The sequence below is a fragment of the Bacillus sp. FDAARGOS_1420 genome (assembly GCF_019344915.1).
Taxonomy (GTDB): domain Bacteria; phylum Bacillota; class Bacilli; order Bacillales; family Bacillaceae_G; genus Bacillus_A; species Bacillus_A mycoides.
Genome location: NZ_JAHWJB010000005.1, coordinates 118695 through 130700, shown reverse-complemented (window position 1 = coordinate 130700; position 12006 = coordinate 118695). Strand labels below are relative to the sequence as shown.

The 12006-nt window shown below is 34.1% G+C and carries 9 protein-coding genes and 6 pseudogenes; 4 read left to right on the top strand and 11 right to left on the bottom strand.

The features are described 5' to 3' along the window. Positions 1–42: 42 nt before the first annotated feature. The 4 genes and pseudogenes from I6L50_RS35920 to I6L50_RS33075 form a co-directional block, all read right to left on the bottom strand. Positions 43–324 (bottom strand): annotated as a pseudogene (locus I6L50_RS35920) (IS21 family transposase); the annotation flags it as partial. 785 nt (positions 325–1109) lie between these two features. Next, on the bottom strand, positions 1110–1562 hold the full coding sequence (locus I6L50_RS35370) for an SET domain-containing protein (protein WP_257475507.1): 453 nt from the start codon (positions 1560–1562) through the stop codon (positions 1110–1112). 71 nt (positions 1563–1633) lie between these two features. Continuing rightward, complete coding sequence (locus I6L50_RS33080) at positions 1634–1942, bottom strand: hypothetical protein (RefSeq protein WP_257475508.1); 309 nt, start codon at positions 1940–1942, stop codon at positions 1634–1636. Positions 1943–2308: 366 nt separating this feature from the next. After that, positions 2309–3967, bottom strand: a pseudogene (locus tag I6L50_RS33075) (M4 family metallopeptidase). A 337-nt stretch (positions 3968–4304) separates the two neighbouring features. On the opposite strand from I6L50_RS33075, the gene I6L50_RS33070 reads away from it, so the two are divergent. Together I6L50_RS33070 and I6L50_RS33065 are read left to right on the top strand one after the other, a co-directional pair. Further along, positions 4305–4868 carry a hypothetical protein gene (locus I6L50_RS33070; RefSeq protein ID WP_219304634.1) on the top strand — a complete coding sequence of 188 codons (564 nt, stop codon included), beginning with the start codon at positions 4305–4307 and terminating at the stop codon, positions 4866–4868. Between the two features lie 49 nt (positions 4869–4917). Further along, complete coding sequence (locus I6L50_RS33065) at positions 4918–5358, top strand: hypothetical protein (protein ID WP_219304632.1); 441 nt, start codon at positions 4918–4920, stop codon at positions 5356–5358. Between the two features lie 62 nt (positions 5359–5420). Here the strand turns inward: I6L50_RS33065 and I6L50_RS33060 are convergent. Further along, a pseudogene (locus I6L50_RS33060) lies at positions 5421–6105 on the bottom strand (IS6 family transposase). 669 nt (positions 6106–6774) lie between these two features. Here I6L50_RS33060 and I6L50_RS33055 point away from each other — a divergent pair. Next, entirely contained in the window at positions 6775–7068 is a 294-nt protein-coding gene (locus tag I6L50_RS33055; protein ID WP_219304631.1) for a hypothetical protein, read from the top strand. A gap of 596 nt (positions 7069–7664) precedes the next feature. After that, positions 7665–7874 (top strand): YqbF domain-containing protein, encoded by a 210-nt coding sequence (locus I6L50_RS33050; protein ID WP_219304630.1) that lies wholly within the window; start codon positions 7665–7667, stop codon positions 7872–7874. A 280-nt stretch (positions 7875–8154) separates the two neighbouring features. Here I6L50_RS33050 and I6L50_RS35360 read toward each other — a convergent pair. The 6 genes and pseudogenes from I6L50_RS35360 to I6L50_RS33025 form a co-directional block, all read right to left on the bottom strand. Next, positions 8155–8283 (bottom strand): annotated as a pseudogene (locus tag I6L50_RS35360) (recombinase family protein); the annotation flags it as partial. Between the two features lie 23 nt (positions 8284–8306). After that, a pseudogene (gene dltC, locus I6L50_RS33045) lies at positions 8307–8450 on the bottom strand (D-alanine--poly(phosphoribitol) ligase subunit DltC); the annotation flags it as partial. 41 nt (positions 8451–8491) lie between these two features. After that, positions 8492–9013 (bottom strand): annotated as a pseudogene (locus tag I6L50_RS33040) (hypothetical protein). Positions 9014–9077: 64 nt separating this feature from the next. Further along, positions 9078–10841 (bottom strand): SulP family inorganic anion transporter, encoded by a 1764-nt coding sequence (locus I6L50_RS33035; RefSeq protein ID WP_219304095.1) that lies wholly within the window; start codon positions 10839–10841, stop codon positions 9078–9080. A gap of 100 nt (positions 10842–10941) precedes the next feature. Beyond that, positions 10942–11382, bottom strand: coding sequence for a DNA mismatch repair protein (locus I6L50_RS33030; protein WP_219304096.1), 441 nt, complete (start codon positions 11380–11382; stop codon positions 10942–10944). Position 11383: 1 nt separating this feature from the next. Then, positions 11384–11737 carry an ArsR/SmtB family transcription factor gene (locus tag I6L50_RS33025; protein WP_219304629.1) on the bottom strand — a complete coding sequence of 118 codons (354 nt, stop codon included), beginning with the start codon at positions 11735–11737 and terminating at the stop codon, positions 11384–11386. Positions 11738–12006: the final 269 nt, after the last annotated feature.

Here is a 12006-nt window from a genome sequence, read left to right as displayed (position 1 = left end):
TGTTTCTATATGTCGCAACTGACTTTCAGTTCAACGTTCCTCTTTTCCTACTGTGACTGTAGCGGCAGATAAGTTATCAATTCGAAGATGCATTGGTACACCACCAGCTGGATGAAATAATTGTTTTAAGCCTCCTAAAAAGCATTCTGTATTCTCAGATGGTAATGGGTATACAAAATGCTGCATTACTGTACGGGAAGTTCAGTAAAAGTATTTTAATGCTTTGTATACACCGTCTTTTACAACTGTTATATTCCCGAAATCCACTTGTGCTTCTCCTGCTGGATGTTCTAATCTTTCATATGGTGTAGACTTCTCTATTTTCTTTTCCTACTTTTCTTGCAATTTCCGATATGCTTAAAATCCTCTGTTTCTCTCAAATGTTTGATATAATGAATTTCGGGCATTGTCAGCATCCTGTCTAGGTCCTCCTGTTTCGCTTGGTAACGAAAACAGTAAGGGATTTATTAAGAGCTGACAGGCCTATTTTTTGCATTTTATTTAAGTACAAACTCGTTGTTCGACTCTGTACTTTCATGGTTCTTTCATTTTGCACTAAACACGAAAAAGTATTAAGTGAGTTGAGTCCATATATCACAGCTCATGTGAATCGTTTTGGAAAATATGGAATTTATCCAAATAGACAGCCTCCGCATTTACAGTTTGGTATGCCAATTTACCAAATGGCCAATTAATTAAAAGGGTATGTGGCCCCATAGTTCGCTTTTGGTTGCCATACCTCGATTGAGTATTATCTGAATAAAACGAGAAATCACAAGACTGCAAAGTAATTTTTTAATAAATCTTTGTGGTCTTTTCGTGTTGTGAAATCTTGTGTTAGTGCGATTGATAAGAATCCAGCTTATCTAATCGCGTTAAACAACTAAAAGGGAAAAAAGATGCCCAAAGGCATCAAAACAAGCCAATTTTTATATTGAGTGACATGGAATCTTTACACACAAGCAACATTCGACAAGATATTTTATAAAATCAGAATCCGTTCATCTGCCATGTGTTTGGAATTATAATATAAGGGATGATTCCGTTAGGAATTTAGGTCTCTATCTTTTCTTTTATTCATTCGCACCTGAGCCCTATTTTTTATACCATTATTTTTTTATATTACGCCCTACTAGATATCCTTTACAATTAGGTAACCCACAGGCACACTGAAATGATTGAAACAACATATCCTCTGTTTTTAAATAATCAATCGTAATATAATCTCCAACATTTATTTCTTGAAGCGCATAAACCTCCTGCGCATCCATATTAACAATTGCATTAGGTTCGCAAGAATGGAGTAACATTCCCATAAAATAAGGATCTTCTATATATATATTTTCTTTTAGTTGTAAAGTATATAATGTCTGATAGTCTTGAACCTTTCCAGCAAATTTAAATAAACAATCCCCTTGCGTAAAGCCCTTTTTTGAAATGACACCTTTATTAAAAATAGGAGTTATAACTATTTCAAACATTTCCGTACTTGGCTCGTTATAAAATATCGGAATTTCTTTAGGATAAAAGCGATTTTTCGTCTTTCCATTTTCTGGATTCATAAATACCACCTTCATTTCTTGGTTTTTGAATTTAGATGTATTTGATTCCTAATTTTAAAGGTGAATTGATTTTAATTTCCTACTACAAATGTATAATATTCGTCTGAAATACAGCCGTTAACTTTTACAACGTAAGTTCCCGGTTTAGTAAAACTAATAATATGTCGTTTTAACGTGACTGCAGATGTATCGCCAAAAAGAACATCAATACTCCTGCCACTCAGAGGAAATTCTTCTGTTAAATTAAGTTGTAAATGAAAAGAATCAACGTGTTCCGTATGCACTGGCTGTAAATCGGCAGCACTCACAGAAGGTGTGGAGGAAAACATCCCCCCTACTCCAATTGTACTAGCGAAAACTAATCCCATTATTATTTTCATTGTAAGACCCTCCATATATGTTTTAATAGTTACCTTTTAAAGGATATATGAACAGATTGAAAAGGGAAACAACTACTACAAGACAGGATTCGACACCTCTTTGGCTATTTGCATAAAAATGTACCCCATCCTAATATTTATAGTTTTTAAAACTTGTCTTGTGAAATATAAGAACATACTGCCATTTATGTAATGTATAAATATTTTTTATTTAAAAATTGTAAAATATCTTGATAAATAAAAATCATGACGTAAAATATTCCACCTTTTGTAAAATGATATTAAAAAAGTTAGGAAATATCGTCATTACATTCATAAAAATGAAATACTCCCAAACTGAAAAAATAGGAGTATCTCATTTTATAATTAATGAATGCCAACTGCATCGAATGATTTACTTACAGCATCTACCGCTTCGGAGTCTGTACCATATAAATCAGCTGCAGCTTGTTCCAGCGCTGCACGTGCCTGACTAAAGGTAGTAGATTGTGTGAAGTATGATGTATTTGCACGATAATAGATAGCACCCATCTTATCTCGGCCTATTCCGGGAACTGTTATTCCATAATGCAAGCCACCTTCTGCCAATAAATAAGCCGCTTTATTAATGATAGAGCTATTTTTATGTACACCTCCCCTATCACTCGGTCCTATATACCGTTTTGAATAGTGGTCTGGATATCCTAATTTTTCAGGGTGATCCATAGAGCGAAGAGCACTGCCAGGTGTGCCTGGTTTATAAATCCCTTCTCCAATTTCATAATTAGGGTTACGATTATCATAAAACCGAATTAATATACCAAAAATATCAGAAATAGATTCGTTCAAGGCTCCAGACTCGCCTTGATATAGTAAACTAGAAGAAAATTCCGTTACAGCATGTGTTAATTCATGTCCAACTACATCAATAGCACCAGATAACGGGAGAAACATCTGGCCATCCCCGTCTCCATAAACCATTTGTTGTCCATTCCAAAATGCATTGTTATAATTTGTACCATAGTGTACAGAGGATGTAATAGATGATCCTATATTGTCATAGGAATTTCGATTAAAGTTAGACTTATAATAGTCGTATGTTTTTCCGGCATAGTAGTGTGCATCTACTGCAGGGGCATCGTAAGGATTTATAAATGAGCCGGTGGAATTATACCAGAGTGTACCAGGAATATTGTCAGCATCTTTTGCATCATACGTAAAGATTCCCTTCCCACGTGTCATATCTTTTAAGTAGTAATTAGAGCCGGCTAATACCGTATGTAAGGATTTCGTATCCCCCAGCACACCAATTCCTGTTCCCACTTGCTTTACATCTTTCTCAATTTCAGGACCCCTTCCAACCTGTTGTTCACTATGAATATTGTCTATCGTATTAAATTTATGGACAATATCGCCAGTTTTCGTGTCTATAAAATAAAAGTAATTTCCAGGTTGTGGAGAAAGAAAATTTAATTTTACTACATACGTATTTGCTGCGTGATTATTATTTGTATATATGACATGATCAGCAGTTGGCTTTTTTTCATATTTGGGGATGAATCCTAAATCTTTTTCGGCGATAGAGATGGCTTGATTTTGAGAAATAGAGGGCACAGTCTGTATAGATTGTTGCTGGTGAAGATTAGGTTGTACTGTTCCCGAAAAAACGGTTAGAATGCCATTGTTTTTAATATGTGCGACCTGGGTAGATCCCCATACTGGAATACCATTATATACTTGCTGCAATCGAATAATTATAGATCCTAAAGAATCCTTTTACTTCGATATAACAATGAAAGATTTTTCTGCTGATGTATCTCCTAATTTATATTTGTCTTTATTTGCATTCAGATAGGAAAAAATGATCTTTTCATCTTGATTAGCATGTGGCGATGTAAGTTGCCCAGATATAAACTCTGGTGAATCTACTTCCTCATTAAATTTTTCGGTGGATAATACATTTTGCTCAGCTAATACAGAAATAGAAGAAAGGCTAGTGAATACAAGCCCTAGAGACAAACCAATTCCTAGTTGAGTATTTTTCATACTTAATACCTCCTACAAATTTGGAATACAATACATTCAGAATATTATCATTTTTCGAACCTTTCGGATACAGGTATATTTGTCGATAATAGTTCTTTTCATAGAATAAATTGTAAAATTCGTCAATAAAGGTAGGGGTGGGTGAAAGGTAAGTGAAAACTTTATTCATATTTATATTTTCGAACATTCATTTATAAAGATGGAAAACTAATATACTCAAAAATATAAAGAAGGACAAATTTATATTTTTCTCAATATGCTCTCTGTAGTCACCACATTCTTTTCGTTATATACTAGGCCCATGTTTATAACAAAACTGAACAAAGGAGGAAGTATATTGGCTATATTCAAAAACATCCAAAATATTATGTTGGTAAGTTTAATTGGGGGAAGTTCTCTTGGTATCCTCCCTCTACAAACTCACGCTGCACAAGAAACAACAAAAAGTGAGCGAATACAAAAAGATATGCAGCTGGTTTCATTTAATGGTGGTGATTCTCCCCAATTAGGTATAAACAATCCAGAATCGCCAGTAAACAAATGGGAGTTGACTGTTTTTACGGACACATTACAGATAAAGAAGCAAGTGAATGCCGTGCTTCAAAATACAGTGTTTCAAAATATCACAAGAGAGCTCACTGATTCTACGTTTGATATTGTAAGTAATCGCTATAACGTAATGATGTTTACTGCACACTCTAATTATCAACATAGTTTACAAGGTAAAAAATTCTATGCAAGACTTAACTTTAGAGGAAACGAATATGATTTATATGTGTTCGAAAAGGGAGAATTTTATAAAGATGCTTTAATCGTAAATAAGCCATGGTCTTGGGCATATAGAGGATGGGCTACAGAGTCTGATACAACATCTTCTATTCAATTCCGTTTACCTTCATAACATGTAATACGACATTATTAATTACGAATTTTGAAAAGGAGGATGAATCATGTTAAAAAAATTAGTAGTTGGGGCAACGGTAAGTGGCATTTTGGTTTCAGGAGCAACAGGTGTAATGGCCGCAGAAACTAAAGCTGATAGTCATTACAGTATATCCGCTAACCTCATTCAGCAAAATATGCAAGAGTCTATGGCGTATACAACGGTTACCATTTTGGGAGATAAAGCTTATTTTTCTGTTGATGGGTTACAACATTATTTTTCCAGTTACACTTCAATTTTTTGGCAAAGTGAAAATGGGAAAATATTATCAGTTGCATATCCAACCGATGGATTCAATCAAAAAACAAGTGCGACTGAACACTATGCAAAAGCAGAACGGAACTTATCAGCAGTCAGAGAATTTATGCCTTCTGGAACATATGTTACAGCATACGCTGAAATAAATGGTGAGAAATGGCCCGTTCAATCCTATTATGTAGAGTATTAATAAAATGTTTCTGTTGCAAAGTTTGAAAAAAGCTACGCCTGTTTATAAACTATGGTTATCGTTTAAGAAATTTTGAATAATTGCTGTAATTCGTTGTATGTCGAAAAAGAGAAGTCTGGAATCTGACTTCTCTTTTGTTTGTATATGGCATGAATCGTTTCGATTCCTTCCCATGTACGTGAAGCATGGCGGAGATTTTGAAATCCTGCGGATTTAACAAAACGTCTCTTGATATGTCTATGATCTTGTTCGATAAAATTATTGAAATGCTTAACAGTACAATGTTTCGTATGCACATAAAGTCCATTATGTTTCAGTTTTTTGAGTGCATAAAGTAGAGCGAGAGCCTTATCTGTTATGAGAATTGTTGGTTCTCCAAAAGCTTTCACTAACCTTTTCATAACATATAGGCAGCTTGATGATTTCACTTTTTGCGAAGTTGAATATCCAATGTGTGACCTTCCTTATCAATTGCACGATAAAGATAACGCCACTCTCCCTTGACTTTGATATAAGTTTCATCTAAATGCCATACGAAATGTGCGGATTTATTCTTCTTCCACATTTGGTAGATTAAATTTCCATATTCATGCACCCAACGCATGATAGTTGTCGGATGAACACAGATATGCCGCGTTCTCTCAAAAGTTCAGATACATCGCGATAACTTAAAGAAAAGCGACAGTAGTAGCCGACGGCTACCAAAATAATATCTTTCTTGAATTGTTTCCCTTTAAAATATCTCATTTTCGATGCTCCTCACTCTGTTTTGTAAAAGTTTAGCTTACTTTCAAAAACTTTGCAACAGAACCTGTAAAGGAACATCTCATTGCACCTAATTTTTCGAAAGTATTACAATCCTCTTCACAAATTTATTCTACCTTTTATCATGACATCAATTTAAAAGGTGCTCAATTTCATGTAAATGCAGGTAGAAATCCAGTCATCTTAACTAATTTTAATGCGGCTAGTAATGATAAGGTGCCTTCCATACGTACACATAAATTCGGTAATTATACAACTATTTATTAGCATAGTAATGCACAAGGTCGTGCATTGGTGATAGCGAACAATGGGAATTATTTGAACTTAACGGATTATAGCATGGGAGATGGAGCAAGAACATGGAATGATCAAGCTTCTTCTGCTATTGTAAAAGCAAATTAATACAAAAATCCTGTATGGTTTCGGTTACAAAGTTAAAAAAGTGTAAATAGAATGGGACAATGATTCTATTAGCTATAAGTCTTTCCAGTGCGAACACCCGAGACTAGTACCGTATTAAATAGAGGTTCCTAATTTTTCACATCAATTCTAAATACAAGAGGAGTACCTATCGATGAAAAAATGATAAAATGGATTTCCCTGTTTTCAATATCTTTTTTTATGATGGCTAACACAGGATCCGCACAAGGATTGGAAAATGTAACCCCCACAGATCGAACTATATTTTCAGAATCTTATTATTTAGATAACTATTCTTATTTTGGATGGGAAGTATCCAATCAAAAAAATAGTCAGTATCTCGTACAATATGAGATTATTAAAGATGGAACAATATTGAAAAGCGGAATGGTCCCAAAGGGTACGAGCATAAATGGAATGTTACCTAAATCGGGTAAAGGCGAATATTTATTGGTTTTAAAATGTAATAAGGGGTCTTCCACAGGCTGTTCTGCTACCGGTATGGTTGCGATTGCAATGGAATAAATACTTATATGTGATACGATGTAGGTACTCCTTATCAGTTGGAATCCATAAAATATTCCATCCTGATTGCAAAAAAAGGCAACGTCATTCAACATCTGGAAATGAGGGTTGCCTTTTTTCATTTGTAAAGAGTCCAGCCGCACATCCGTCAGCTGCTATTCATTATTTTACTGGTTGTACCTCATAGTCTCTCACTAGGAACGCTTAATTTCATATTTTTCATCCGGCTCCCACTGCTATAATGTTTCCATCGTGTCATACTTCGTAAAATTTAATAACGGGTTTGCAATCGATTCAGGTGGTCTTAGGTCAACCCTAAGAGCTGTTCTATCGAGACTACAATAAATTAGAGAAACAACCCTATATTGACTTGAAAGACACCTAATATTTTATAGTATTTCGTAACCAAAAGGTGCCCTTTATTCAAGCCCCCCTTTTTGTCTGTCATATAAAAAGAGCAGTTAAACAAGGCGTGTATAAAAACATTGTCTTGCATTCTACATTAAATTGGTATAAAAAACCAATTAATCAGTTATCCTGATAGAAAGAGGGTAGGCTGTACAATCTATCTTTGCAGTGAAAAGGACTGTTAATGTATGTATTACGCAACTTTGATAAAGGGTGCATCTTATTATGCATTCGGTCATCGTTTTCTGTTACACAAAGAATGTAAGATTACAAAACGGGAATATCAATATCTACGAAAGAACGATTGGTTTCAGGTACATGAAGAAGATACCATTCTTCCTTTCTCTCAAGGCATAGAAAAACAGGAGGCAATTTCCTTTAGAAAATTAGGAAAATAGAGACAATTAGTATCCCTGTATTTTTTTGTAATTTACAATTCAAGTTAAAGGCATGAAACAATTCTCATCCTATGCACTTACTGTTAACAAGTGGTACTCATCTGCTGAAATAAAATACCTGTGTTACTTAAAGATGAACCCTATCAAGGGAATTCCCTTGATAGGGTTCACGTCTTCGCCAAATTTTGCAAGACAGAATTTAGAATATTAGGTGTGCGCTATAGTTTCAATTACACTTCTTGTATAATAGGAAGAAACTCGATTGCCTTCTTTTTAAATATCATTCAATTTCAGCTGTATATTTCATTTTTCCCTGTGCTTCATATTCGTTTACTAGTTTATAAAAAGAAGAACGTTTTATATCATATTTTCTCATTGCTCCGACGGCTGTAATTTTTCCAGATTTCCATTCTCGACAATATTTAAACGTTATTGAAATTCTACTAATAAAGATACTGTAGCAAAAGAATCTAGAATCCCTTCTTCAAATAATTGCACATCTGGGTTATCTTTTACGATATCATCTTCACATACTTCTTCTAAAACAGTTAATACTTGATCTTTAAATCCAGACATTATTTATGCTCCTCTATATCCATGATTTATCATTAATTTTTTCATAGTTTTCTATTTTTTAACACATCATTTAAAAGAATCTGTACCATCATCATTACAAAGCTACCCCTAGTTTTTGTATAATAGTTATTCCGGTTTAACAAATAATCGTTCCCTGGAATATATGTGATTACAAACCCTTTGTTCTTTTCTTTAGGGAATGGAATGTAAATATTTTTAACATCTGGCTGTATAGCTGGAATGTCTTTCGAAAACAAACCATTTAATTTCGTTAAAAACGTCTTTCCATTAGAGATAGGTTGTATTTTCTCAGCCCTGTTCACACCATCTTTGTTTTTACTTGAATCTATTCCCCATACAATTACACCACCAGAAACACAAGAAAAAAATGACACGCTTTCTTCATAATTCTCTTTATCCTCTTTGGAAAGAACACTACTCGTACAATTTGTTTTACATTGAAATGTAAGGAAGATATTCTCTTCTTACTGTTTGATGATCATTTGTTGGATGTATGAAAAACCTTCTTGTTCACACCTTGTAAAAATCTTCTCCTTCTTTATTTTTTAATAAAATAATTAAAAGAGTAGATCAAATCAAACAAACTTTGTATGTGAAGTGAATTTTTTATAAATCTAATGCATTTACTTTATTCTTTATTGTATTTGCTTCCTGAGATTGCTGAGAAAGCTCGATACATTCATGAAAAGCGAAATGCTTACACCCTATACATTTTTTTGTATTCAGATGTCCTAAAGCATAGTTAATAGCTTCCCCGGTATGATCAAAAAAGTTTTTTCCCCCAATCTCAGCGTACAATCCATTCTTATCTAGAGTTGTCTTTAACTCGGATTGAATTCCTGAAATGAGAAGTATGCCACCTTGCTTTTTAAAATGCTGAACAATATTCCTAAAGTAAGACTCTCCTGTTGTATCAATAAATGGAACCTTGCCCATACGTAAAATTAAAACTCTGGGTTTATAATGAATGGTCGCTAAAATATTTTGTTCAAATGTTTGGGCAGCCCCAAAGAATAACGGACCTTCTATTGTGTAAATACTAATTTGTGGGCAATCATGAGATTTATTTACCACATGGGGTAACAATTTTTCATTCTTTTTTGTATGATCAGGAAGTACTTTCGATATGATAAGCATATTACTCATACGTTTTGTAAACAAAATAATAGCTAAAATAAGACCGATTTCCACAGCTGTTGTCAAACTAGTAAATACAGTAAGCAAAAATGTTACCAATAATACAAGGGAATCTCCTGTCTTCATTTTAAGTATATGAACAAAATGTTTTCGTTCACTCATATTCCACGCTACCACCATTAAAATGGGAGCCATACTAGCAAGTGGAATATGTGATGCATATGGAGCTAATAGTAGAAGTGTGAATAACACAAATACCCCGTGAATAACTCCTGACATCGAAGATGTAGCTCCACTCTTAATATTGGTTGCTGTTCGAGCGATCGCTCCAGTTGCCGGAATCCCTCCAAATAATGGGGTAACAATATTGGCAATGCCCTGACCAATCAGCTCTTTATTACTGTTGTGCTTACTATTTGTCATACCATCTGCCACGACAGCGGATAAAAGAGATTCAATACCACCCAACATTGCAATAACAAATGCAGGGCCAATCAATTGTTTGATACGCTCTACTGTGATTTCTGGTATATCAAATTGAGGAAGTGTATTTGGAATCGTGCCATATGCTGTGCCAATAGTAGGAACATAACCTGAGAAAAATACAGTTGCAATGACAGTTGAAATTACAACCCCTACTAATGAACCAGGTACTTTGGGTAAAATTTTTGGTGTGATGAGCATAACGAAAAAGCAAATCAAAGCAGTTATAACACTATAAAAATTGGTGGTACTAATATGAGTAAAGATCTCCTGCAGGTTTGCTATAAATTCCTCATGCTTTTTTATACCTGTTAGCCCTAAAAAACTAGCAATTTGTCCCGTAAAGATAATGACAGCAATACCTGACGTAAAACCAATTGTTACAGGACGTGGAATAAATTTAATTAAAGATCCTAGTTTGAAAACTCCCATAAGACATAAAATAATTCCAGCTAATAAACCAGCAAGTAGTAAATCTTCATATCCATAGGTAATGACAATTCCTAAAAGAATTGGAACAAAGGCACCTGTAGGTCCTCCAATTTGATACTTTGAACCACCAAATAGCGAAATGAGTATTCCAGCAATACATGTTGTATAAATTCCATACTCTGGCTTAACACCAGAGGCTATTGCAAAAGACATAGCAAGCGGTATCGCAACAACTCCGACAATCATTCCTGACAGAAGATCCTTTTGAAAATGTCCCAATGAATATCCTTCAAACCTTCCCGTAAATAACCCTCTCATTACAAACCCTTCTTTTCTATTTATAATAAATCTGGATTACAAATGTATTTCTCGTTCCTTTATAGAGGAGATTTTCATTTTCACAAGAGAAAACATTATCCTAATATTTACTATACATTTTTCTTAAATGACGATCTAATTTACCTACATCTCCACCTTGTTGTACGTAGGATTTCAACCTTTCCGCTAGAAGTTCTCCGGCTCGACTATCTAGCTTCTTCGTATCAATAAATGATGTAATCCTTACCTTATCTGGAGTAATATCTCTACGAAACATCTGTCCTGGGATTTCACTCCAAAAACGATTCCATTCATCTAATAATCCGATTTGATCGCATAAAAAATCTTGAATCCCACATAGCCAAGCTGTACAAGCTGTATTTCTTTTTTGACATCCAACGCCATCTTGTAAATGCTGGCATGAAAAACAACAAGAATTCCCACTTTTAATACAAACTTTACAAACATGATGAGCTCCTATTGAGTGGAAAATTTCAATCCCATGTTGGATGATATCTTCTTTCTTAACTTCAATGCTCAACCTAATCCTCCTTAACTATCGTTTCAAGTTCTGTTTCATCTAGTTCTTCTAACATTGAAATCGTATCGATTAAATGGTTGTTAAAAATTTTCCGTGCAACTACCAGTAAATCCACAATCATAGGGTCTCGTAGAGAATATAAAACTCGTTTTCCATCTTTAGTACCAACAACAATGTTTTTTGAACGTAGTACACTTAACTGTTGAGAAACAGCTGAACCTTCCTTGTTAAGGATGCTTTGAATTTCATTTACACTTCTTTCACCCTCTGACAATAGTTCTAGAATACCTATTCGCAAAGGATGTGATAAGGCTTTAAAAAAATCAGCTTTAAATTGTTGCATTTCATTTCCCATTAAAACACCCACTTATTTTTAATTACAAACACAGAAGTAGCATAAACAACTTCAAATGTTTGAATATGTATATGATACTTCTAGAACTTACAATTTTCAATAAAAACATTTGAACCCATATGGGTAAATTATTATTAGGTACATAGTGTAATACTACGCCTCGTTTTTACACGTATTTCGGTTATACCCTAATATCAGTTACATTAGTATTGAATATTTTTATGAGAAATTAAAGCACACAATTCATAAAAAATGATATTTAATGAGAT